Source organism: Gilliamella sp. Pas-s95 (genome assembly GCF_009795795.1).
Taxonomy (GTDB): domain Bacteria; phylum Pseudomonadota; class Gammaproteobacteria; order Enterobacterales; family Orbaceae; genus Gilliamella; species Gilliamella bombicola.
Genome location: NZ_WTFC01000002.1, coordinates 79,513 through 104,019 on the forward strand (window position 1 = coordinate 79,513; position 24,507 = coordinate 104,019).

A 24,507-nucleotide genomic window follows, 5' to 3' on the forward strand; every position below is an offset into this window, starting at 1 on the left:
GGGGATAAAAGTGGGATTATTCAACCTGAGAACTGTATACTGCTTTTTGCTAGCCGTTATTCTTTTGTCGGGTTGTTCTAACTCCCAGCCTTTGCTGGCTGTTCCTGAGCAAGTTTCATATGATGACGAATTAAAAATTGCTCAGATCAGCCAACAGTTATCACGAAAAGATCTAGATACTGTAACGCGAATGCAACTCATCTTTGAGCGTGGTATTGTTTACGATTCATTAGGTTTTAAAGCCTTTGCACAAAGTGATTTTTCATATTTGTTAAATTTTAATCCAGAAATTCCCGATATTTATAATTTTTTGGGAACTTATGCTCTCAGAGAAGGTAATTTTGATGAAGCTTTAACATCGTTTAATACGACCTTAGAACTTGATCCTACTTATGCTTATGCTTACTTAAATCGTGCAATTACATTATATCGCACAGGGCATTATCAAGCTGCAGAGCGTGATGCATTACAGTTTTATCAATATGATGTGAATGAACCCATCAGAATTTTATGGCTTTATCTGATTGAAAAAGAAAATGATAATAAAGCTGCCCAAAATGAGCTACAAAAACGTTATGATCTGATTAATGATAAAACGATTTATAGTGGTAATATTATTGCATTTTATCTAGGCAAAATAAATGAGTCTAGATTAATGCAGAACCTTCAGCAGGGTGTTGAAAATAATCGGCAGTTAGCCGAGCGCCTTTGTGAAGCTTACTTTTACTTAGGTAAGTATTATCAAAGTAAAGGTGACAATGAGCGTGCCAAAATGTTATTTAAATATGCTTTAGCTAATAATATTTATAATTATGTTGAACATCAACAGGCACTCTATGAAATAAAGTTACTTGAAGAAAAAGAAAAGTAACAAGGGTCATGCCAGTTTTAAAAGTGAAAATATTGTTATAGCGTAGTTCTGATTTGCCAATAATATATTCTCAATATTTGATAATGTAGTTAGCTTTATCTTAGTTATATCAATTATCTTAAAATTTATGTTGTTTTTATATCGGATAATTGTTGGGATAATATTGGCAGTTAGTTATTGGGGTGAGTTGTAAATTTTCAATTTAGTGAGCTGGCATAAATTTATATTTGCTTTCTTTATTTGGTTTAGCAAAAACAAGATATATCGAAATTGGTGTTAGTTAATAATCATCAATCTTTTTGTTAACTAAATAAGTAAGTTTATATATTCAAAATTTATAAGCGAGTTTACATGACAACAGAAGTTTCTTTTATTGACCTTGGTTTATCCGAGGATATTCTTAATGCATTAAATGATCTTGGTTTTAGCAAGCCGTCACCAATCCAATCAGAATGTATTCCTTTATTATTAAAGGGTAACGATGTATTGGGAATGGCACAAACGGGTAGTGGTAAAACAGCTGCTTTTTCAATCCCTTTTTTAATGAATATTGATGCAAACTTAAAAGCACCACAACTTTTAGTTCTAGCACCAACGCGTGAATTGGCTATGCAAGTTGCAGATGCTTGTTCTGAATATTCAAAATACATGAAAGGGGTAAAAGTACTAGCTTTATATGGCGGTCAGCGTTATGACGTGCAATTACGTGCCTTAAAACAAGGACCACAAATTGTTGTTGGTACACCAGGGCGTTTGCTTGATCACTTAAATCGTAAAACATTGGATCTTTCCAATCTGAAAGGTTTAGTGCTTGATGAAGCTGACGAAATGTTAAGAATGGGCTTTATTGATGATGTTGAAAGCATCATGGCAACCATTCCTGAAAATCATCAAACAGCGTTATTTTCGGCAACGATGCCGGCACCGATTCGTCGTATTACTAAACGATTTATGCACAATCCGAAAGAAGTTCAAATTAAAGGCACTAATCAAACGGCGCCTGATATTGACCAAAGTTATTGGCTTGTTCGCGGTATGCGTAAAAACGAAGCAATTGTTCGCTTTTTAGAAGCAGAAGATTTTGATGCTGCCATTATTTTTGTTAGAACAAAATCGGCTACTTTAGATGTGGCAGAAGTACTTGAAAAACACGGTTATAGTTGTGCTGCATTAAATGGCGACATGACACAACAATTGCGTGAACAGACATTAGATCGTTTACGTAATGGTCGTTTAGATATTTTAATTGCAACAGATGTTGCGGCTCGTGGTTTAGATGTTGAACGTATTAGCTTAGTGATTAACTATGACATTACATTGGATTCTGAATCTTATGTTCACCGTATTGGGCGTACAGGGCGAGCAGGACGTGCTGGTCGTGCTATTTTATTTGTTGATAGTCGTGAACGTCGTTTGCTTAAAAATATTGAGCAAACCATTAAAAAGCCAATTCCAGAAGTTGGATTACCATCAAAAGAATTACTTGAAAAACGCCGTTTAGCTAAGTTTACTCAGCAAGTTCAAAAACAATTAGAAAGTAGTGATTTAGAACAATATCAAACCTTATTATCACAAATACAGGCTGATAGTGGTACTGATCTGGAAACATTAGCAACAGCATTATTAAAATTAGCTCAAGGCGAACGTCCACTCATTCTTCCACCTGATCCTGTATTTAAACCATCACGAGAAACCCGTGATTTTGATGGTCGTGGAGGAGAACGTCGTTTACGTGGGGATAACCGTGAAACGCCAAAACGTCGTGAACGTCGCGATGTAGGCGACATGGATATGTATCGTATCGAAATTGGTAAAGAAAATGGTGTAGAAGTTCGTCATATCGTTGGCGCTATTGCAAATGAAGCAGATATTAGTAGTCGTTATATTGGTAATATTAAGCTTTATGAGACTTACTCTACTGTTGAATTGCCAAAAGGGATGCCAAAAGACATATTAAAACACTTTGAAAAAGTAAGAGTGCTTAATCAGCCAATGAAAATGAGTCTTGTTAGTGGAGCAGCCTCTGATGCTAAGCGAGGGCGTAAAAGCAACAAATTTGATGCATCAGATAAAGGGGGCGCTAAAAAACGCGGTCGCCCTTCAGCACCTAAATTTTAGTTTGACTAACCTTTGCCCAAGTGGCAAAGGTTTTTTTATTCATTTCATACGTATTATTACAGTTCCTTGCACTAGCGTCATATAATCAATGCTAATCAAATATTGGTTTTATTTAACTTGTAGTTATTCAAAAATAAAGGCTTTTAATTGCATCACTTTAACTGCAATAAAAAAGCGTTAGCATTTTGCCCTAAGTTATGATTGAGAGTATACTGTTAGCAGTATTAACTAGGAAATTGAGGTATAGCATGACAGATTCTTTAAATAAATGTAAAGCAAACGAAACTGCAGCGTGTTGTTGTGTGGATGTTGGCACAATCATTGACAACGAAGATTGTAGCGCAGAGTATGAGCACGTTTTTGCAACAGAGTCAGAAGCTCAAGCCAAATTAGCTTTATTGACCCAGGCAGCCGAAGATGTTGCAACTGAACCATGTGAAATCACAAGTCGCCTTGAAAAGGTTAACAATGGTTTTAAATTAACTGCTAACTTCACTTTTTGTTGCGGTGCTGAATGCATGATTTTCCAATTAAAATTACGCTAATTAAACATTTATGAAAGTTTGTATTATGAGACACGGTGAAGCCGGATTTTCAGCTTCATCGGATTCAAGTCGTACGTTAACGAATCATGGTATTGAGCAGTCAAATCAAGCGGGAATATGGCTTAAACAGCAAAACTACCGATTTGATTTTGGTTTAGTGAGTCCTTACCTACGAGCTCAACAAACACTAACCGAATTATCATCACATGTTAGTGTTGCAAGTGTTGAAACTCATTCGTTTTTAGTGCCCGGAGGTAGCCCATCTCATGCTGTCGATATATTAACGATGTTATTAAATGATGGTGTTGAAAATGTGATTGTGGTATCACATTTACCCTTAGTCGGCTATTTAGTTAATGAACTGTGTCCGCAAGTTTCTCCTCCTATGTTTCCTACTGCTGCAATTGCTTGTATTAGTTTATCGCCCAACTCTGCAGGGAAATTTGAATGGTTTCATCAAGCAGAGTAAAAAAACTTAATCTTTTTGATTTACCTTTAACTGGTCGAACTTTGATTGAAGCGTCAGCCGGAACAGGTAAAACTTATTCGCTTGCCTTTATTTACTTAAGGTTATTACTGGGTATTGGCCAAAATAGTCATCCAATACCTTTAGAAGTGAATGAAATTCTAGTGGTTACCTTTACTAAAGCGGCAACTCAAGAATTACGCTCGCGGATAAGACAAAATATTCAAGAATTGCGAATTGGATTGCTAAAAGGACAACATCAAGATCCTATTTATCAACAATTAATTGATTTAATTGTTGATCGCAAGTTGGCTGTACAACAACTTACTGTAGCTCAACAATCAATGGATGATGCAGCAATTTATACTATACATAGTTTTTGTCAGCGAATACTCACTAGTCATGCTTTTGAATCTGGCGTTTTATTTGAACAAACGCTTATTTCTGATGAGAATCAACTAAAATTACGAGTAGTACAAGATTTTTGGCGGCACTATTTTACGCCACTTGATAAACCACTTGCTCATTTAGTACTTAATACATGGCAAGATCCAACCTCATTATTGAAAGATATTAACCCATATTTAGGTCTAAATCTTAACGATAATACCAAGGTAAACTCAGATATTAGTGTAACAATTGAGGCATTTTATCAACAAAATTATCAAAAGATTGAAGATATTAAACAGTCTTGGTTAGCATCGACCGATGAATTAGTTGATATCATCATCCAATCAGGTGTCAGTAAACAATCTTATAGTAGTCGATATTTGCCCAATTGGATAAATAAAGTATCTAAATGGGCTAGTAATCCAACGCTAACATTTGAATTACCAAGCGAACTTGAAAAATTTAAGCAATCAGTTTTAATTGAAAAAACGAAAGAAGGAAAGGTTGTGCCATGTCATTTTGTTTTTGAACAAATTGACAATCTATATCAACAGCCATTGAATTTACGCAGCCAAATCTTAATGGATATTGTTAGCGTGATTCAAAAAGGGATCTATAATGAAAAAATCAAACAAAGCAAAATGAGCTTTGATGATCTTATTTGGCAACTTAACCGAGCATTACAAGCAAAATCAGGCGAACGATTAGCGAAAAGTATAGCTTCAAAATACCGTGTTGCTTTGATTGATGAATTTCAAGATACCGATCCTGCGCAGTATCAAATTTTTAACCGTATTTATGGAAACTCACACTCTGAACAAGGTTTGCTGTTTATTGGTGATCCCAAACAAGCAATTTATAGCTTTCGAGGCGCTGACATATTCACTTATTTAAAAGCGAAGCAATCAACGGGAGAAAATTATTTCACTATGGATGTAAACCATCGTTCATCTGCTTCGATGGTTAAAGCTGTTAACCAATTATTTGCTAATAATGATAATCCATTTATATTTAAAGATATTCCTTTCTTACCTATGGATGCGGCAAAACGAAATCAGCAAAAATCTTTACAAATTAATAACCAAGAAGTTGCCGCATTAACTGCTTATTTATTGCCTGATGATATTGTAGCAAATGATGGTTATCAAGAGCTCATAGCAAGCTGTTGTGCTAACCAAATTGTGACTTTGTTATCTAACTCCTCACTATTAATTGATAACGAAAAAGAACAACGTCCTGTAACTACTGCTGATATTGCGATCTTAGTGCGTACAGGGCGAGAAGCTAGCATTATTCAGCAAAAATTGGCCAATTGTGGCGTTAAAAGTGTTTATTTATCAAACCATTGTAGTGTCTTTTCTTCAATTGAAGCAAAAGAGGTATTGAACCTATTACAAGCAGTCTTGATGCCTGAAAATGAAACAAAACTAAGATTAGCATTAATGACCTCGCTCTTAGGACAAACGATGACTGAGCTTGAGCAAATCAGCGATGATCAAGATAAGTGGGAAAACTTAGTCGAAGAATTCAAACAATATCAAGCAATTTGGCAATACTATGGTGTATTAGTGATGTTACGCAGAATGATGAGAAAACGTCATTTAGCTGAAAATATCTTAGCTCGCCAAGACGGTGAGAGAACATTAACTAACTTAATGCATTTAGGAGAATTACTTCAAGATGCTTCTGATGAATTAGATAGTCCCCATGCCTTAATTCGTTGGTTGACCAAACAAATAGTTAGTCCAGATCTGAATCTAGAAAATCATCAGCAACGGCTTGAAAGTGACGAAAACCTTGTCAAAATAATTACCATTCATAAATCTAAGGGACTGGAATTCCCAATTGTTTGGTTGCCATTTATTTCGATGTATCGTGTGTCTGATAGCCAATTTTATCACGATAAAGACAATGATTATCAACCAACTTACGCATGGTTATTAACTGACGAAATTAAGCAACAAATTGAAGATGAACGCCTTGCTGAAGATTTGCGGCTATTATATGTTGCAATGACGCGTTCGGTTTATCATTGCAGTATTGGCCTTGCCTCTTTGAAAAAAAACAGATCGGCTATTAATCATTTATTAAAAGGTGAGCTAAGAACAATTGCCAATATGGCTCATTTAGTTGATGTTCAATTGCCGATAGAGAACAAACAATATTTTCCCTTAATTTTACCAAATCAATCATTATCGGCTAATGCATTTACACGTAAGATATCAAACAGCTGGCGAGTCACAAGTTATACAGAATTGCAAAAAAATAATCATATTGTATTGGCTTATAATTCCGATATTATTAATGATTGGGACGAATCTACACTCGAATCTGACAACGTTGAACCAAAAGATTTACCATACGATATTCATCATTTTCCTAAAGGTGCATATGTCGGTACATTGATGCATAGCATGATGGAAAATATCATGTCAGATAACCTTGATGAACTCTCTGAGAAAATGATAAAAAAACTCAATTTAGATTTAGTATGGAGTGGTGTAATAAAAAATTGGATGCAACAAATACTTTCGACTCAATTGAATGAGCCGAATTTAATATTATCACAAGTGCTAAAAGGGAAGTGCATTAACGAATTACAATTTTACCTCCCGATACGAAAAACTGTTACTAGTCAGCAATTGGATAGCTTATGTAAACAATATGATTGCTTATCAAAATTATGTCCTGAGTTAGATTTTGACTCCGTACAAGGCATGTTAAAAGGATTTATTGATTTAGTCTTTGAATTTGAAGGCAAATATTATGTAGTTGATTATAAATCAAATTGGCTAGGTGAGCGTGTTGATTCTTATACACCAAAAGCACTAGAAAAAGTAATGTGCGAGCACCGCTATGACTTGCAATATCAACTTTATTGTTTAGCATTACATCGTTTTTTAAAAAGTCGTTTATTAAATTATCAATACCAAACGCATTTTGGAGGTGTCTATTATCTCTTTTTGCGAGGTATGCCCGAACATGGCATTTTCTACCATCTACCTGAACAAGCATTTATTGAAGATCTTGATAAGCTATTTGATGGTGAAATGTCGTATAAAAAACACGATTAAATAATTTAAAATGAGCAATCAATAATAGATTGCCTGTTTTTATTCCTTGAATTTTCTAAGTAATTGTATAAGCATTTACACTTTTAATAAATCATGGAATGTTGAATTGTTTTTTTACAATTACCAATATTCGATTTCTCTTGTTGTTATTACAGTTCCAGTTCCTTGTGAACCTTGATTTTTTCTAAATGTGATGGCTTTAGTCCAATCACCATAATTGTTGTACTCACCAAAAGTCGTTTCCGAACTAACAATTTTTTTATCTGGCAAAATTGAATACATTTCTAATTTTATTATTTGTTTTTTTAAGTTATATGAATAATTAAACTGGGTATGAATTTTTAATTTGTCATTTTTAAAAATTTGTCTTTCCAACTTTATGAGTTGAAAATCTTGCCAATGCATTTTAGTTTCAGTTTTTAGTTTACCAACTTCTGTAACAGAAAGAATAATTTTGCCATCTTTAAAAGTATTTATTTGATTGTATTTAAAGTCATTCTCGAAAATAGTACCATCGTTGACTCCTGATAATTTAATAAAATCATAATTATTATTATCTAATATGAAGTCCCCACCAGTGATATTAATTCGATATAAATGATTATAATGATTAAATTTTTTATGCTTATAATCGAATTCAAAACCAGTTTCAAGATTATTTGAATTAGCATATTTGGCATGGCTTGATAATATATTTCCTGATTTTGTATATTGATAAGTTTCAATACTTTCTAATTCACCATTAGCTTCTGTTTTAAGCACTTGCTTTTTTATATAACGAGAGTATGGAGCTATCATGGGTTCTTCATTCAAAGCTTTAAATTGTTTTGTTGTTGAATGGCAACTGCAAAGGAAAATAGATAAAATTAAATAACAATATGTAATAAAGTGTTTCATTTCTATACCTTGGTAATATTAATCGTATAAGTAATCACGCGTATTAACTAAAATCTGTATTGCTTTAGTTGAGTTAGGACCTTTTGGCAAAATTGAAATAGTGCTACTTGTAATAAACGAATGATATGCGTCATGTTTTTAGAGTCAAAATTATTACTATTTTTAATATTGCTTAAGTGTCCCTGATGATTACATTTTTCGACCCATTGTCAGTTGGTTTTATAGTCTCACAGCGATGTGATGAAAAACCATTGCAATCAAAACTTCAAGAAGCGACAAAGGGTGTATTAATGGTAACCGATATTAAACATAGATCGGTTATTATGCCATGACAACCACAGGTTCCCACTGCATCATAAAACAGAGCTTATAAATCCCGTCCATGGCGAACATTCACTAATCCACATTGATGTTGTTCAAAATTATAATTATGTTGGGTCGGTCAATTATTTAATAGATAACTCTGTTATTCATCAATAATATAGCAAAAATCCATTATTGTTTCACGCTTTACTTCAATGAGATTATGGATTTTTAGGTTTAGTCCTTTTGCTTTTTATTTGTAAAATGCATAGTCAGCAAAAGTCTGCTTGGTGTGTTTAGATAAAAACAAATATAAAACATTCATCGTAAGGATTAGTGTGAAATAAGACCTCAATATACTACGAATATTGTAACCGATTTCGCTTTAGGGTTTAAAACGATTATTATAAAATGACTATGCGAATTGCTGTTTATTTATGATATCATGTGCCTATTTATGGGTGATTGTTGGAAATATAATGAAAAAACAAAATATTATTGCGCTACTTTCGTTTTTGTCCATGGCTTTTAATACTTATGCTATAGACAAATATGTGACTGATAATGTCGATATTTATTTGCGTCGTGGCCCGGGTTCGCAATATGCGTATTCTAATGCTGTTAAAGCTGGAGAAAAAGTTATTGAGCTTGAAAAAAGCACAGATGGTAAGTACACCCGCATTCAACTTAATAATGGTAATACAGCTTGGATTGAAACAGCTAAACTAAGTGAGCAACCGAGCTATAAAGAGCGTTTTCCATCACTAGAAGCAAAACTTGCAGAATATCAAGACAAAGTTGATAATGCCGAAGCAAATCAACAAAAATTGGTAAGCGGCTATATCGAAAAGCTACAATTGGCTGAAAAATCAATAGAAACACTACAAAATAAGAATGCAACCTTAGAACAGCAAGTCAAAGAACAGGGCTCACAGATTGAATCGATGTTAAATCAAGTGGATGATAAACGTCGTGATCTTATTACCACTTGGTTTACCTATGGTGGACTTGTTGCAGGTGGTGGACTTATTTTAGGGTTGGTATTGCCAAGTATAATACCTAGACGTCGCAAAAAAGATCGTTGGATGTGATAGATGAGTGAAATCTATCTGGTAGGCGGAAGTGTACGTGATCGATTGTTGCATCTGCCTGTTGCCGATCATGATTGGGTTGTTGTTGGTGCTACGCCAGACGAGCTTTTGGCTTTAGGATATCAACAAGTTGGTAAAGACTTCCCCGTATTTTTACACCCTATCACAAAAGAAGAATACGCATTGGCTCGCACTGAGCGCAAATCAGGTAAAGGCTATACTGGGTTTATTTGCGATTTTAGTGAAGAAATCACATTAGAACAGGATCTGATTCGTCGAGACCTAACGATTAACGCCATTGCCATGGATGAAAACGGCAATATCATCGATCCTTATCATGGTGTTGATGATATTAAAAAAAAGATTTTGCGTCATGTCTCGCCTGCTTTTCGTGAAGATCCGCTACGTATTTTACGCGTGGCACGCTTTGCTGCTCGTTTTTATCAACTCGGTTTTACGGTAGCACCACAAACCCTAGATTTAATGAAACAAATGGTATTTGCAGGCGAAATAAGTTACCTAACAGCCGAACGCATATGGAAGGAAACCGAAAAGGCGTTATCAGCAGCAAATCCTCAAGTTTACTTTCAAGTGTTAGAACAGTGCGGAGCATTTACATTACTCTTTCCTTCATTAAACTTATCAAACAATATTATTGATGCATTAAAACAATCCGCTTTATTAACCGACGATTTGACTATCCGTTTTGCGGTATTGTGTGCGCAACTACCTAACAAGTCAGTGGTTGAAGCCTTATGTAAAAAAATCAAAGCACCTAACAACTACACTAAAATTGCCATTATGGTTCAGCAATATCGTCACGATCTTGAATGTGTACAAACGCTGACTGCGGAGCAAATTGTTTCTTTACTCAATAGTATAGATGTTTGGCGTAATCCGTTACATCTTGACCAACTGATTATTGCAGGCCAAGCGTTTGCTAAAACAACCTCATTTTCACAGGCAAATTACCTAAAAGAAGCTTATAACATTGCTAGCCATGTCAACGTGCAACACATTCTTGCTGAAGGTTATACAGGAAAACAAATTCATATTGAGCTACAAAAAAGGAGAATTGAAGCGTTATTAAACTGGATTTGATTGCATCTTAATCAGTTGTCGTTTTTTTTCAAAATATCTAAAAAAAATAGTTGACGATTTGACGTAACACAAGCATAATGCGCCTCGCAGTGTTGGTTATGACGTTGCGAATGAATGGCTACGTAGCTCAGTTGGTTAGAGCACATCACTCATAATGATGGGGTCACAGGTTCGAATCCCGTCGTAGCCACCATTAAGATTAAGTAGTACTTTTACCGGAAGTATCCAGTTGCGGGTGTGGCGAAATTGGTAGACGCACCAGATTTAGGTTCTGGCGCCGCAAGGTGTGTGAGTTCAAGTCTCTCCACCCGCACCATTTAATCTTAATGAATATCCTTTATTGGGGTATAGCCAAGCGGTAAGGCAGCGGGTTTTGATCCCGCCACGCCCAGGTTCGAATCCTGGTACCCCAGCCATTCCAACTGCTCAAATTTTTGATATCTGATTATTCAGTCTATCTTTGTTATTGCAATTTACTTTTTCGATTATTCCTAACGGGTATGGCGGAATTGGTAGACGCGCTAGATTCAGATTCTAGTTCCGAAAGGTGTGCGAGTTCAAATCTCACTACCCGTACCAGATATCACATCTCCTTCATTGGGGTATAGCCAAGCGGTAAGGCAGCGGGTTTTGATCCCGCCATGCCCAGGTTCGAATCCTGGTACCCCAGCCATATTTACACTCATAGATAGCCTTCTTAACGGTTGTGTCTCTCTAAATACAATTTCTAATTAAACTAAAATACTGATTTGCTACTGTTGAATAGAATTTGAGGAATGCTTTTTGCTTGCTTAATTGATTATAGCTGTTTGATTTTAATTTAAAATAAAAAACTTTAATAAAATCAATACCTTTTCTGACTGATTTTTAAACTAAAGCCCACGCTGGCAAACGGATTGTCGCGTGGGATGATTTTTTATAAAGACGAGTCTATTTATGCTTTATTTATATAAATTGACAAAAATAGTTTGTGCTGTACCTGCTGAGTTTGCTGACACTTCTTTTACATAATAAAAATGTGCACCATTAGCAACAGCATGTTTTTGTGCGGCTTCGCTGATTTCGGACGTATTGTTAAAGCTTCCATGGAAACTGATAGTATTGTATGGTGTCATGCGTTTAAATGCATCACTACTGATTTCGTAGGCATCTTGACCTTGTATTGCGGTTGCGACGATATAATCCCTTACAGGTGCATCTTTTTTGTATAATGCAACGTCAATATCTTGCGCTTGATTTTGACTATCAGCCGATGAAATAGAATCGATATAAAATGCATAGGCATTTTTTTCAGCAGCTAATTTACTTGCAGCTTCAGTAATTGCAGAGGTGTTATTGTAATTACCTTTCAATTTAACAACTTCAAATGGTAAATAGTAAAGCGCTTTTGAACGGCTATAGGAAACAACACCATTATAAGTAGTTGGATTTTGCTCCACGACAATTGGTGCATTAGAGCTATAAATGTTTGCATAAACAATAGCACGATCTGATGAAGTTCCATTAGCAGGGTTTTCCATTGCTGTAATATAGTAATATTTAGCACCAGCTTCATCGGCAGCACGCGAAATATCATTAGCGGCGTTATTAGCTTGTAAATAACTTCCTGTCACTGAAATTTCTTTTAATGGTACTAAGTGGCGACTTTCTTTTGCTGTTAGTGGTTGGGCTGCGTAAAGATTGGCAACAGGTAAAGATAATAATACGGCTAAAGCAATAGAAGTTTTGGTAAAACGTTTCATGATTGAATCCTTCATTTTGAATTATTAAAATAGAAAATCACTGTTTAACGCTTATTTAATTAATAGATTTATAATGGCATTGCTTCGATAGTATTCGAACTTGTGGAGCTCCTGAATGTTTTGTCCTTGTCTACTTGTTAAAAGCGTTAAGACATATCGTTGTTTTGGTAGGAATAAAAAGTAAAACAACTAACTACCTTTATAAGACGTTCAGCAATAATCCTCAAGTTCTTTTAACAAAATAGTAAAAGCCTAGCACAAATTGCTTAAAATAAATTATTTAAAAAAATGATAATTTTGTGCTGATTAGTCTATTAGCAACCTTTTCATATTTTGTTGATAGCATTATTTACAAATGGTTTCGATGAAACGTTTAAGGATTTGTGCGGTTAATCCCCAAATAACCCAATTATGATACTGATAAAAATAGACAGTATGTTCAGATCTTTTTTGCCAATGTGGTGAACGATTAGCAATGATGTCAAAAGGGAAATCATCAGCAGGCTTATGTCCTACAAACATTGTTGCATGCTCTGGTGGATGACGAATAAACCACTCAACAGGGACGGTAAAAATCTGTTCAACCTCGTCATGGTTTAGTTGTAAATCATCTAGTGAGTTTATTGTGCCTACAAATGGATAAATGATCATGCCTAATGTGGCAATAAATTTGGGTAATTGTCCTAAAATCTTTATTTGATCAAAGGCTATACCTAATTCTTCAACCGTTTCACGTTTAGATGTGTATTCGGGGTTGATGTCAGTTAATTCAACACGCCCACCAGGAAAGCAAATATCCCCCGGTTGCCATCTTAGTTTTTTCGATCTAACTTGAAACAAAATATGCAATTGATGATCAATATCTACGATAGGTAATAACACCGCAGCTTTGTTATCAGCAAATTTAGTGTTTTCTTGTTTTTTAATCTGTTTTGCTATATTTTCAATTGTGATCATAATAATTAATTTTACTCAGTGTTTAAATTTCAGCCCTATTTACCTTACATCAATAACATGCTAGATTTACTAAATGCGTTAATTTAATACGCGTGTTTTACCTAATTGAAGCCATGCAATATTATATCAATAACATAAAAAAAGAACTTGAAGATCTTGCCAATTTAAAACGAGAGCGAGCTCTGTGTGGCATGCCTGATGAATTTCAACAGGTATTTTTGTTACTTCCTGCTCTTTTTCATTATCATACTCCTGAGTTACCAGGATATATGGAAGATAATATACCTTCAGGTATTGCTCATTATCAATTGCCTGATGATGTAAATAAACTGCTTAAAAGCAAATTCAATTTTTTAGCAACTAAAGACGAAACCACAGCTCTTGCTTCCCCTGCAATATCAGCTTTATATTCAATGGGCAGTACTTGTTCTATTGGGCAATCGGTTCAATCTGATCTTGATATTTGGATATGCATTGAAAACAGTTTAACCGCTCAACAAAAAGAAGCCTTACAAAAAAAATGTCGTTTAATCGAAAACTGGGCTGACAATTTACAAGTCAAATTAACGTTATTTGTGGTCGATGCCGATCGTTTTATTAATAAACATCATGAATGTCTAATGGGCGAAAATTGCGGATCTGCGCAGCATATTTTATTGCTTGAAGAGTTTTACCGTTCAGCCAATTTATTAGCGGGCAAATTTTTATTATGGTTTGCGGTACCTTACAATTTCACCGTGAATAACGTCACTTATCCAACTTATGAAAAGTGTGTTAATGCAATGGTTGATCTTAAGTTAATTGAACGAGATCAATGGATCGATTTTGGTCCACTAACTGGTTTATCGGCTGAAGAGTATTTTGGTGCAAGTTTATGGCAACTTTATAAAAGTATTGATTCACCCTTTAAAGCAGTACTTAAAACCCTGTTATTAGAAGCATATTCATGGATTTACCCACAAAATAAGCCTGTTGCTTATCAAATGAGAGAACTGATTCAAAATGGTAAAGTACATAAAGGCATGTATCTAGATTCATACTACATGCTGTTAGACAGAATTAGTAACTACCTCATTGAAATTAATGATTTCCAGCGCCTTGAATTAATTCGCAACTGTTTTTACTTAAAAGTAAATGAAAAACTGTCCATTCCAATGCAGTCACCATCATGGCGTCGCGCTATTTTGACTAATTTAGTAAACGATTGGGGATGGAATGAGCAACAAATTAAAAAATTAGATGCGTGTCAAACTTGGAAAATAGGACAAGTACGAGAAATACACGAGATCTTGTTACACACTATGATGACAGGCTATCGAAATTTACTCAATTTTGGTCGTCGTAATAATTTAGACTCATTAATTAGCCCTCAAGATCTGGCGATCTTAACGCGCAAGCTCTATGCCGCTTTTGAAGTATTGCCGGGTAAGATCACCACTTTAAAGCTCAACATATCAGATAATTTGCAAGAAGACGCATTAACGTTTATTCATGTGGCTGAAGATCGCATCAATCGATCGGGGTGGTATGTTTATAATCAAAAACCCATGATGCAATCAATCATTGGTCATCAATATTTGGAATACAGCAAATACCTAGTAAAATTGGTGGGTTGGTGTTATTTTAACGGATTAATTGCTGATTCAACTCACTTTTATTATCGTGATGGTCAAAATCGAAATAACTCAAAAATTAATAAATTGATTGTGGACCTAAAAAATTACTTTCCTATTGACGTGCCTGCAGCAACCGAAGAGCAGTTATATGGTCCTTGCGAAATCCGTCACTTAGCTATTATTTTAAATATAGAAGACGATCCTACAGTTAATATTGATTTAGACGACGGGGTTACTAATAGCGTACTTAATTACGGCGAAGACGAGCTAAGTTTGGTGGGATCAATTGATCTTCTTTATCGCAATTCGTGGAATGAAATTCGCGTACTCCACTTTAGTGGTGCATTATCGGTACTTGAGGCAATCAAGGCGTTATTAAATCGCATGCACAAAGATGCAGACTTGCCCAATTCAATCGAAATTTTTTGTTATAGTGAATATTTAAGCGGTGAAATCAAACAGCAAATGAAAAAACTCATGGATGAATGTATTGATCTACGTTTAACTACGACTCAAGATAACTCAACGCAAGTCAAACCATTAAGAATAGGCGGATCTTCTTGGTATCTATTTTTTGAACGGTTAGGTGTTTCCAGTCATCAATTTGAAAATGCGATCGATTTTTATGGTGCGGTATCCAATAACAAAGTACAAGGCAGACCACTGAACATTTTAGACGAAACCAATGAACTACCGATAGAAATTGACAGTGTTGCTTATAGAGGAATCATTCAATTCTTTTTTGAAGATACCGATTCGGGTTTTGATCTTTATATCCTAAACGAACACAACCAAGTCGAAATTTACCGTAATTGCAACGGTTCAAAAGATAACATGGTTAAAGATATCAACGAATTTTATGCCCTATCAGACGATCGTTTTACTTTTACGACTAGCAGCTCAGTTAATTTTAATCTACCTCAATTTTATCAAATCACTTATAATGACTGTGGTGAACGAGATATAACCCCACTCAATTAAACGATCTAAAAATGATCTTATTTAGACAGGCTTATATCTAAAAGTTTCAGAAAACGATCCGTTTTAGTATAAAAAGAATAAAAATTTACAATTAATAAGTAAAATAATTAAATTTCTATTAAAATAATGGGAACTTTTTTTCAATTTAAGAATCTAACTGTTAGAGTGCACAAATATGGGCCGATAGACAGTTATTAACATAATAAGGAATGGCCTTTAATGGGGGAGCAAGTAACAGACCAAGTATTAGTTGATCGCGTTCTTAACGGAGATAAAAACGCATTTAATTTACTTGTGGTTCGTTATCAAAACAAATTAGCTCATTTGGTTTCTCGTTATGTATTAGCGTCCGAAGTTCCCGATGTTGTACAAGAGACTTTTATTAAGGCGTACCGGTCGTTAAGTCTTTTTAAAGGTGAAAGTGTTTTTTACACATGGTTGTATCGAATTGCGGTTAATACGGCAAAAAATTTTTTAATTTCTCAAGGACGAAGGCCGCCGTCATCAGATATTGATGCTAGCGAGGCTGAAAGTTACGAAGGTGCGGATTCATTAAGGGATTTTGATAACCCTGAAAATCTAGCCCTTTCAGAAGAAGTAAAAAAAGCCGTATTTTCAGCGATTGAAGCGCTACCTGATGACTTAAAAACAGCAATTACTTTGCGCGAAATTGACGGTTTAAGTTACGAAGAAATCGCCGAAATTATGGATACACCTGTTGGAACAGTGCGATCACGGATCTTTAGAGCACGTGATGCAATAGATGAAAAAATAAAACCATTACTCAGTTAATGGCTACAAACTAATAAAGAGTAGTCATAAATTTAAGGTATTTACTATGCAAACAGAACAGAAAGAGCAACTTTCATTACTTATGGATGGCGAATTCGTAAACGATCATATTATTGATGAAGTATCGCATAATGAAAGTTTGCAATCATGCTGGCACCGCTACCATATTGTAAGAGACACAATGCGAGGTGAGTTGCATAGTAGTGTATTGACGTTAGATATTTCTAATCAAATCGCTCAGGCTATTGCAAGCGAAGATTTATACAATCAACTCCCTGATCAGCCTAATACCAAAACAACCGCTTTACCAAAAGCTGAAAATCTAATTTGGATTCACGTTAAAGACTTTTTTGCTAAAGCAAGCCAAGTTGGACTTGCGGCATGTGTAACGCTTGGTATTATTGCTGGTGTACAATATCAACAAAGCCAAACTGATAATACCAATGGAAGCCCTATATTAAACACCATTCCAGTGGGGGTTAATGTTGCGCCTGTAGGTGGGATTCATCAACAAAATGATCAACAACTACTTGAAAAGCGACAATACGACAAAATCAGATTGCTTGTACAAGATTATGAATTACAAAAAAGACTAAACGCTCATTAATTCAAAATGAAATTACCCCATTATAATTTCTTGCTACATTGTATAAAACAGAGTGAAAACATTATTTTTGCTCTGTTTTTTGCGTTTTTTTCAGCGTCGATTTATGCTGATGAAACAAACGATGCATTAGCATTATTAAACAAAATGAATCACGCAGCCCAAACGCAAGATTACCGCATTCACTTTTTATCTCAAGATAAAGATCGGTATGCAACCACATTTGAATATAGTCATTTAGGGGCAACAAGCAAAGATGCTGTTAACGCATGTCTACGTTATCTTGAAGGTCCAGATAAAGAGATTATCCTGCATAACGGCATAACTAGTTATTTTCAACCAGACAGCCCATCATTTTCGATTACAAGTTCCCGTATTATCGAGGTTTTTCCTGATGTTATTTATAATAATTTCAATGATCTAAAAGATATTTACGACTTTATTATATTAGGTAAAGCAAGAACTGCAAATCGTAGTGCACAACTGGTCAAAATCATTGCCAAAGAAAAAGATCGTTATAGCTATGTGATTTGGATTGATGATGAAACGTATTTACCGATTAGGGTTGATTTATTAGATCAAAATAACGATATCATTAGTCAACTAAAAGTTATTCAACTTGATGAAAAATTTGATAAAAAACAAATTGATAACTATATAAATAACCGAACTTACCCCATTTTACTGTCGATCGAAAAACAGAATAACGGGCTCGACCAATGGCGACTTGCTTGGTTACCACAAGGCTTTAAAGAAATAGCTGCCTATAATTTGAATTTTTATAGCTCTGATATTGCCACTAGATTGTATTCAGACGGTGTCTTTTCGTTTACAGTTAATATCTCGTCAGAACAAGCGAAGCCATCAAACCAAATCATTCAACAAGGCGGAAGAACTATTTATTCAACTAACTTAGGCCACAAAAATATTATCATCATTGGCAATTTACCGCGGGATACCGTTGAACGTATTGCACAAAATATTATTCAGAAATGAGTGCAAACTTCTCGATAACGCTATGCTTGGCAGCGATAAATGTGTAAAATGTTCCCTTTATGACTATGTAATTATTAGCAATGTTGGTAACAACCAAAGCCATTTTAGATAGTTAACCATTAATAACCAAGATACTCATTATAATTTATTAATATGAATAAAAATATCCGCAATTTTTCAATTATTGCCCATATTGACCATGGTAAATCAACGCTTTCAGACCGCATAATTCAGATTTGTGGTGGACTGTCAGATCGCGAAATGGAAGCCCAAGTGCTCGACTCAATGGATCTTGAGCGTGAGCGAGGAATCACCATTAAAGCACAAAGTGTCACGCTTGATTATCATGCTAAAAATGGCCAAACCTATCAGCTCAATTTTATCGACACACCAGGTCATGTTGATTTTTCGTACGAAGTGTCGCGCTCACTTGCTGCTTGTGAAGGGGCATTATTAGTTGTGGATGCAGGGCAAGGCGTTGAAGCGCAAACACTAGCAAACTGCTATACCGCGTTAGATATGGATCTTGAAGTTGTTCCTGTCCTTAACAAAATTGACTTACCGGCTGCTGAACCAGAGCGCGTAGCGGCTGAAATCGAAGACATTGTTGGCATTGATGCAAGCAATGCTGTTCGCTGTTCGGCTAAAACTGGCGTTGGTGTTATTGATGTACTTGAACAATTAGTTAGCGACATTCCGCCACCAGAAGGGGACTCAACAGCACCATTACAAGCACTGATTATTGATTCGTGGTTTGATAATTACTTGGGTGTAGTTTCATTAATTCGCATAAAAAATGGCGAATTAAACAAAGGTGATAAGATCAAAGTCATGAGCACAGGTATGACTTATAATGTTGATCGACTTGGTATATTCACCCCTAAACAAGTTGACAAACAATGCTTGCATTGCGGCGAAGTGGGTTGGGTTGTTTGTGCTATCAAAGATATATTAGGCGCCCCAGTAGGTGATACCTTAACTTTAGCAAAAGCACCTGCGCAAACTCCATTACCGGGTTTTAAAAAGGTTAAACCGCAGGTTTATGCTGGGTTATTCCCAACCAGCTCCGACGATTATGAAGCTTTTCGTGATGCGCTTGGCAAATTAAGCCTAAACGATGCATCGCTATTTTACGAACCGGAAAATTCTGGCGCTTTAGGTTTTGGATTCCGCTGTGGTTTTCTTGGCTTACTGCATATGGAGATCATCCAAGAACGTTTAGAGCGTGAATACAACCTTGATCTTATTACTACTGCGCCAACAGTTGTTTATGAAGTGCTAACCACATCGAACGAAACAATTTATGTTGATAGCCCCGCAAAATTACCTGCGGTAAATAACATTCAGGAGTTACGCGAACCGATTGCCGAATGTAACATATTAGTTCCGCAAACTTATTTAGGTAACGTCATCACACTATGCGTTGAAAAACGCGGCGTGCAAACCAACATGGTTTATCATGGTAACCAAGTTGCTTTAACGTACGAAATTCCAATGACTGAAGTTGTATTAGACTTTTTTGATAAACTCAAATCGACTTCGCGTGGGTATGCCTCGTTAGATTATAGTTTTAAACGATTCCAAGCGGCCGATATGGTAAGATTGGATGTATTAATTAACGGTGAGCGAGTGGATGCATTAGCCCTAATCACCCATAAAGATAATGCACCCTATCGAGGACGAGAATTAGTCGAAAAGATGAAAGATCTTATTCCTCGTCAACTATTTGATATCGCTATTCAGGCAGCTATCGGCAATCATGTCATTGCACGATCAACAGTCAAACAGTTACGTAAAAACGTATTAGCCAAATGTTATGGTGGTGACGTAAGTCGTAAAAAGAAACTTTTACAGAAGCAAAAAGAAGGTAAAAAACGCATGAAACAAGTGGGTAATGTTGAATTACCACAAGAAGCGTTTTTAGCGATTTTGCATGTAGGAAAAGATTAACTAACTAAAACGAATTGGTAAGAAGATTCATTTAAAGAGGAAAAAAAATGGCTGGAACATTTGCCATCACATTAACAGTAGCAACTTTTATTACCGGGATATTTTGGTTTTTAGAAAAATTCAAATGGAAACCTGCAAGGCAGCGAAAAGTTGAAGAAATTCGCACCCAAAGCAATGGCGAAATAGATGGAAAGATACTTGCCGAAGTTGGAAAACCCAAAGGTTGGGTTGAAAACTTCGCATCATTTTTCCCTGTTTTATTTGTGGTATTTTTTATCCGCTCATTTTTATATGAGCCGTTTCAAATCCCATCAGGATCAATGATGCAAACGTTGCTCGTTGGCGATTTTATTGCTGTTGAAAAATACGCTTATGGCTTGCGTGATCCTATTACTAACACCATCATCATTCCAACAGGACAGCCTAAACGCGGTGATGTAGCGGTATTTAAACACCCAAGTATCCCAAAAATGGATCTTATCAAACGTGTAGTTGGTCTACCGGGTGACAAAATCGTCTATCTTGTTAAAGAAAAGAGAATCGTCATTTACCCTGCGTGCCAAATTACCGATACCAATTGTGTAGGGCAACAATCACAGCCACTTGATTTACATTATAGCGAACCCAAACCAAGCAATTGGAAAGAAGTTCATGAACAGTTTAAATCTGCTCCTCGCTTCTATACTTTAGATCAATATACCGACAAAGGTGTTGTCGATTCTGAATCTATCGTGACATTGAATGTAAATATTCAACAAGAAACTCTAGGCAACACGCCACATAATATTCTAATCACTCAAGGCTCCCAAGAAGATCCAAATTACTATTACCGCCAAAATGGTCAACCTATAGCGACTTGGGTTGTGCCACAAGGTCATTACTTTATGATGGGCGACAACCGCGATAACAGTGGCGACAGTCGATACTTTGGTTTTGTGCCCGAAGGTAACTTTGTTGGTAAAGCAACTGCTATTTGGATGAGTTTTGAAAAACAGCCCGACCAATGGCCAACAGGAATTCGCTTTAGTCGTATTGGCGGTATACATTAATAACTATAATTATGAAAAAATTTAGTCAAATTCAACAATCAATCGGCTATCAGTTTCAAGATATCTCCCTACTTGAATTAGCACTTACTCATCGAAGTGCTAATAAACTGCATAACGAACGTTTAGAGTTTTTAGGGGACTCTATTTTAAGTGTTGTCATTGCTGACGAACTCTATCACCGTTTTGTTCAACAAGACGAAGGTGACCTAAGCCAAATGCGCGCAACACTAGTTTGTGGTCAAACACTTGCCGAAATCGGTAAAGATTTTAAATTGGGTGATCACCTTATTTTAGGACAAGGTGAGCTAAAAAGCGGTGGGTTTCGCCGTGAATCGATTATTTCAGATGCGGTTGAAGCCATTATCGGTGCCATTTACTTAGATAGCAACATCGACACAATTCGCCCGCTAATCTTAGCGTGGTACCAAAGTCGCTTAAACCAAATTCAACCCGGCATTAAACAAAAAGATGCTAAAACAAGATTGCAAGAATATTTACAAGGAATTCATCGTCCACGTCCATGTTATTTAATTGTCGAAGTAACTGGTGATAACCACGAGCAAGAATTCTTAATTCAATGCAAAATCGACAACGATAACCACGAGTATTTAGGTCGTGGTTTAAGTCGCCGAAAAGCAGAACAAGCAGCTGCACAAGAAGCTCTCAACCAATTAGGTATAAAATGACAGAAACAATACAACATTGTGGATTTGTCGCCATTGTTGGGCGACCAAATGTAGGTAAATCAACACTATTAAACCAATTACTTGGGCAAAAAGTCTCGATCACATCACGTAAAGCACAAACCACAAGGCACCGTATTGTCGGTATTGACACCCAAGATAACAACCAAATTATCTACATCGACACCCCTGGACTTCATATAGAAGAAAAAAGAGCCATTAACCGTTTAATGAATCGAGCAGCAAGCAGCTCAATTGGTGATGTGGAGCTAGTGATTTTTGTGGTGGAAGGCACCCATTGGAATGATGACGACGAAATGGTCGCCAATAAACTCAAAGACTGCAAAAGTCCAGTTTTGCTGGTGATTAATAAGATTGACAACGTCACCGACAAAACACAATTATTACCGCATATTCAAACTATTAGCCAAAAAGTTAATTTTCTTGATGTTGTGCCAATTAGCGCTGAAAAAGGAGAGGGTGTTGATATTATTAAAGATATCGTCAAAAAACACTTACCTGAGGGTGAACACCATTTTCCTGAAGATTACATAACCGACCGCTCGCAACGCTTTATGGCATCAGAAATCATCCGCGAAAAACTTATGCGTTTTTTAGGTGATGAATTACCTTATTCCGTGACTGTTGAAATTGAACAATTCAAAGTAGACGAACGCAATGGAATGTATCGCATTAACGGATTAATCTTAGTTGAACGCGATGGACAAAAGAAAATGGTCATCGGCAATAAAGGCGAAAAAATCAAAAAAATAGGCATCGAAGCCCGCAAAGATATGCAGTCATTTTTTGACAACAAAGTCCATCTAGAGCTTTGGGTCAAAGTCAAAGCAGGTTGGGCTGATGATGAGCGAGCATTGCGCAGCTTAGGCTATAGTGACGATTAACCACCATAATTAACATACAAACAAAAATCAGGTATCAACAACTACCTGATTTTTATCAATATTACAACAAGGTTATTATTATTTTGTAACTACCCCTTATTATCATTTTTTTTCTTTACTTAGGTATTCTGATTCGCGAACTTTATCGACAATGATACCATGATTAATCATATACCTTACCGCCTTGCCACTTATCGTCAAATCAAAAAGATTATAATCAAAAGACGGAAGCTTAATTTTAGCCTCTTTTAACGACGTATAACCTGAGTTTGAAACAGCAAACTGATAATAATCGTTTCTTAAACTGTAAAAATCCATCTTCATACCAACATAGATCTTCTTACTCTTATTCTTCGCGTCTTTATTAAAATCGTCTGTACTTACGCCATCTATATTAGTCAGGTTTTGTTGATAGATATCATCCTGATTAAACTCATTACTGTATTTATAATTAAAGGTATTAAATTTAGCTAAATCAATTAAATACACATCATGTTTCATCGGCATAAACACAGAATAATAAGGATCCTTCTTAGAGGATGTACCTAAAGATCGACGAATGACATCGGTCATAATATCGTTTTGACGCAAGTCAGCCATTTCCCGATCATCAAGTGAATTATGCTGCCTAGTATAAGAAGACGACAAAATGAGATTTGATTTAGCTTGGCTTAATGAAGTATAAGCCACATTCGAAAGTGCAACAGAGTAGACATAATTGCTTGAATTATAGCTTAACAACTTCATTCCCACATAAAGATCTTGATATCTACCAATCTTATCAGTATTGAAGTTATCAATATCAGAATCATCTATTTTAATGATCTTCTCTTGATACAGATCATAAATAAAATCGTTAGAATCATCGTTACCGTTTCTTCCAACATTTACTAAATTAAACAAATAGATATCCCCCACTTTAGGCGTAAAAAGGAGATGATCGCCTTTATTTCGGTAGGATCTTTCTTGTGCAAAGCAATAGGTTAATGGAACAAAAGCAAGAATGAAAATAAAGAGTAGCAATATAATCCTAGCACAGCTTTTCGGATTTCCATCCATTGACGTAAACCGACTACCTCGGCATATCCATGTTATCAACATAATTCCTATCATTGTATTAATAAACAGCAATATAATAACATCAATTTAACAACAAATCGACAACCTCCCCACCAAACAAACTCCTCAAATTTAACCAAAAATCGGTCAGGAAAGGTATTGATTTTATTAGAGTTTTTCTGGATGTTTTTTTAACAAAAACTGCCTTATAAAAACACAATAACCCATCCCAAAAAACGATGGTTATGTTATTTGTCTTATTCCGGCGTCAGAATGTGCCGACAACAGAGCGAGGTTAGCACGCCAAACAGGGATGT

The 24,507-nt window shown here is 35.7% G+C and carries 19 protein-coding genes and 5 tRNA genes; 20 read left to right on the forward strand and 4 right to left on the reverse strand.

Annotation, left to right across the window (positions count from 1 at the left end):
* Positions 1-10: 10 nt before the first annotated feature.
* The 5 genes from nlpI to recB all read left to right on the forward strand — a co-directional run bounded on the left by nlpI (position 11) and on the right by recB (position 7,464).
* Complete coding sequence (gene nlpI, locus GQ598_RS01080; protein WP_160401970.1) at positions 11-871, forward strand: lipoprotein NlpI; 861 nt, start codon at positions 11-13, stop codon at positions 869-871.
* Between the two features lie 351 nt (positions 872-1,222).
* Entirely contained in the window at positions 1,223-2,989 is a 1,767-nt protein-coding gene (locus GQ598_RS01085) for a DEAD/DEAH family ATP-dependent RNA helicase (RefSeq protein WP_160401971.1), read from the forward strand.
* 248 nt (positions 2,990-3,237) lie between these two features.
* Positions 3,238-3,534: a YfcZ/YiiS family protein gene (locus tag GQ598_RS01090; RefSeq protein WP_160401972.1), complete on the forward strand. Its 297-nt coding sequence runs from the start codon at positions 3,238-3,240 to the stop codon at positions 3,532-3,534.
* Between the two features lie 25 nt (positions 3,535-3,559).
* Complete coding sequence (gene sixA, locus GQ598_RS01095) at positions 3,560-4,003, forward strand: phosphohistidine phosphatase SixA (protein ID WP_237410286.1); 444 nt, start codon at positions 3,560-3,562, stop codon at positions 4,001-4,003.
* Entirely contained in the window at positions 3,982-7,464 is a 3,483-nt protein-coding gene (gene recB / locus GQ598_RS01100) for an exodeoxyribonuclease V subunit beta (RefSeq protein WP_160401974.1), read from the forward strand. The genes sixA and recB overlap by 22 nt, the downstream gene beginning before the upstream one ends.
* A gap of 120 nt (positions 7,465-7,584) precedes the next feature.
* Here the strand turns inward: recB and GQ598_RS01105 are convergent, their stop codons facing one another.
* Positions 7,585-8,361, reverse strand: coding sequence for a hypothetical protein (locus GQ598_RS01105; protein ID WP_160401975.1), 777 nt, complete (start codon positions 8,359-8,361; stop codon positions 7,585-7,587).
* 782 nt (positions 8,362-9,143) lie between these two features.
* Between GQ598_RS01105 and GQ598_RS01110 the strand changes: the two genes are divergently transcribed.
* From GQ598_RS01110 to GQ598_RS01140, 7 genes are all read left to right on the forward strand, one after another.
* Positions 9,144-9,755: a TIGR04211 family SH3 domain-containing protein gene (locus tag GQ598_RS01110; protein WP_160401976.1), complete on the forward strand. Its 612-nt coding sequence runs from the start codon at positions 9,144-9,146 to the stop codon at positions 9,753-9,755.
* 3 nt (positions 9,756-9,758) lie between these two features.
* Positions 9,759-10,856 carry a multifunctional CCA tRNA nucleotidyl transferase/2'3'-cyclic phosphodiesterase/2'nucleotidase/phosphatase gene (locus GQ598_RS01115; protein WP_160401977.1) on the forward strand — a complete coding sequence of 366 codons (1,098 nt, stop codon included), beginning with the start codon at positions 9,759-9,761 and terminating at the stop codon, positions 10,854-10,856.
* Positions 10,857-10,972: 116 nt separating this feature from the next.
* Positions 10,973-11,049, forward strand: a tRNA-Met gene (locus tag GQ598_RS01120).
* A 38-nt stretch (positions 11,050-11,087) separates the two neighbouring features.
* Positions 11,088-11,172: transfer RNA gene (locus GQ598_RS01125), tRNA-Leu, on the forward strand.
* A gap of 25 nt (positions 11,173-11,197) precedes the next feature.
* Positions 11,198-11,272, forward strand: a tRNA-Gln gene (locus tag GQ598_RS01130).
* A gap of 78 nt (positions 11,273-11,350) precedes the next feature.
* Positions 11,351-11,435 (forward strand) — tRNA-Leu (locus GQ598_RS01135).
* Positions 11,436-11,454: 19 nt separating this feature from the next.
* Positions 11,455-11,529, forward strand: a tRNA-Gln gene (locus tag GQ598_RS01140).
* A 268-nt stretch (positions 11,530-11,797) separates the two neighbouring features.
* Here the strand turns inward: GQ598_RS01140 and GQ598_RS01145 are convergent.
* Complete coding sequence (locus GQ598_RS01145) at positions 11,798-12,598, reverse strand: YdgH/BhsA/McbA-like domain containing protein (RefSeq protein WP_160401978.1); 801 nt, start codon at positions 12,596-12,598, stop codon at positions 11,798-11,800.
* Positions 12,599-12,943: 345 nt separating this feature from the next.
* Positions 12,944-13,555 (reverse strand): CoA pyrophosphatase, encoded by a 612-nt coding sequence (locus GQ598_RS01150; RefSeq protein ID WP_160401979.1) that lies wholly within the window; start codon positions 13,553-13,555, stop codon positions 12,944-12,946.
* 113 nt (positions 13,556-13,668) lie between these two features.
* On the opposite strand from GQ598_RS01150, the gene GQ598_RS01155 reads away from it, so the two are divergent.
* The 8 genes from GQ598_RS01155 (at position 13,669) to era (ending at position 23,131) form a co-directional block, all read left to right on the forward strand.
* Entirely contained in the window at positions 13,669-16,152 is a 2,484-nt protein-coding gene (locus GQ598_RS01155; protein WP_160401980.1) for a class I adenylate cyclase, read from the forward strand.
* A gap of 219 nt (positions 16,153-16,371) precedes the next feature.
* A complete protein-coding gene (gene rpoE / locus GQ598_RS01160) occupies positions 16,372-16,944 on the forward strand; it encodes an RNA polymerase sigma factor RpoE (RefSeq protein WP_160401981.1) in 573 nt (190 codons plus the stop codon).
* A 46-nt stretch (positions 16,945-16,990) separates the two neighbouring features.
* On the forward strand, positions 16,991-17,551 hold the full coding sequence (locus GQ598_RS01165) for an RseA family anti-sigma factor (protein ID WP_160401982.1): 561 nt from the start codon (positions 16,991-16,993) through the stop codon (positions 17,549-17,551).
* A gap of 6 nt (positions 17,552-17,557) precedes the next feature.
* Entirely contained in the window at positions 17,558-18,544 is a 987-nt protein-coding gene (locus GQ598_RS01170; protein WP_160401983.1) for a MucB/RseB C-terminal domain-containing protein, read from the forward strand.
* Between the two features lie 153 nt (positions 18,545-18,697).
* The gene (gene lepA / locus GQ598_RS01175; protein WP_160401984.1) at positions 18,698-20,494 is read left to right on the forward strand and encodes a translation elongation factor 4; all 1,797 of its coding nucleotides are present in this window, start codon (positions 18,698-18,700) and stop codon (positions 20,492-20,494) included.
* Positions 20,495-20,541: 47 nt separating this feature from the next.
* Positions 20,542-21,543 carry a signal peptidase I gene (gene lepB, locus GQ598_RS01180; protein ID WP_160401985.1) on the forward strand — a complete coding sequence of 334 codons (1,002 nt, stop codon included), beginning with the start codon at positions 20,542-20,544 and terminating at the stop codon, positions 21,541-21,543.
* Between the two features lie 8 nt (positions 21,544-21,551).
* Positions 21,552-22,229, forward strand: a complete 678-nt coding sequence (rnc, locus tag GQ598_RS01185) for a ribonuclease III (RefSeq protein WP_370516510.1) — start codon at positions 21,552-21,554, stop codon at positions 22,227-22,229.
* Positions 22,226-23,131, forward strand: coding sequence for a GTPase Era (gene era / locus GQ598_RS01190; protein ID WP_160401987.1), 906 nt, complete (start codon positions 22,226-22,228; stop codon positions 23,129-23,131). The genes rnc and era overlap by 4 nt, the downstream gene beginning before the upstream one ends.
* A 102-nt stretch (positions 23,132-23,233) precedes the next feature.
* Here era and GQ598_RS01195 read toward each other — a convergent pair whose 3' ends face one another.
* Positions 23,234-24,232 carry a hypothetical protein gene (locus tag GQ598_RS01195; protein WP_160401988.1) on the reverse strand — a complete coding sequence of 333 codons (999 nt, stop codon included), beginning with the start codon at positions 24,230-24,232 and terminating at the stop codon, positions 23,234-23,236.
* Between the last annotated feature and the right edge of the window lie 275 nt (positions 24,233-24,507).

Coding starts and splice junctions, on each gene's coding strand:
- GQ598_RS01085 (WP_160401971.1), top strand. CDS start 1,223: ATGACAACAGAAGTTTCTTTTATTGACCTTGGTTTATCCGAGGATATT.
- GQ598_RS01090 (WP_160401972.1), top strand. CDS start 3,238: ATGACAGATTCTTTAAATAAATGTAAAGCAAACGAAACTGCAGCGTGT.
- sixA (WP_237410286.1), top strand. CDS start 3,560: ATGAGACACGGTGAAGCCGGATTTTCAGCTTCATCGGATTCAAGTCGT.
- recB (WP_160401974.1), top strand. CDS start 3,982: ATGGTTTCATCAAGCAGAGTAAAAAAACTTAATCTTTTTGATTTACCT.
- GQ598_RS01105 (WP_160401975.1), bottom strand. CDS start 8,361: ATGAAACACTTTATTACATATTGTTATTTAATTTTATCTATTTTCCTT.
- GQ598_RS01110 (WP_160401976.1), top strand. CDS start 9,144: ATGAAAAAACAAAATATTATTGCGCTACTTTCGTTTTTGTCCATGGCT.
- GQ598_RS01115 (WP_160401977.1), top strand. CDS start 9,759: ATGAGTGAAATCTATCTGGTAGGCGGAAGTGTACGTGATCGATTGTTG.
- GQ598_RS01145 (WP_160401978.1), bottom strand. CDS start 12,598: ATGAAACGTTTTACCAAAACTTCTATTGCTTTAGCCGTATTATTATCT.
- GQ598_RS01150 (WP_160401979.1), bottom strand. CDS start 13,555: ATGATCACAATTGAAAATATAGCAAAACAGATTAAAAAACAAGAAAAC.
- GQ598_RS01155 (WP_160401980.1), top strand. CDS start 13,669: ATGCAATATTATATCAATAACATAAAAAAAGAACTTGAAGATCTTGCC.
- rpoE (WP_160401981.1), top strand. CDS start 16,372: ATGGGGGAGCAAGTAACAGACCAAGTATTAGTTGATCGCGTTCTTAAC.
- GQ598_RS01165 (WP_160401982.1), top strand. CDS start 16,991: ATGCAAACAGAACAGAAAGAGCAACTTTCATTACTTATGGATGGCGAA.
- GQ598_RS01170 (WP_160401983.1), top strand. CDS start 17,558: ATGAAATTACCCCATTATAATTTCTTGCTACATTGTATAAAACAGAGT.
- lepA (WP_160401984.1), top strand. CDS start 18,698: ATGAATAAAAATATCCGCAATTTTTCAATTATTGCCCATATTGACCAT.
- lepB (WP_160401985.1), top strand. CDS start 20,542: ATGGCTGGAACATTTGCCATCACATTAACAGTAGCAACTTTTATTACC.
- era (WP_160401987.1), top strand. CDS start 22,226: ATGACAGAAACAATACAACATTGTGGATTTGTCGCCATTGTTGGGCGA.
- GQ598_RS01195 (WP_160401988.1), bottom strand. CDS start 24,232: ATGTTGATAACATGGATATGCCGAGGTAGTCGGTTTACGTCAATGGAT.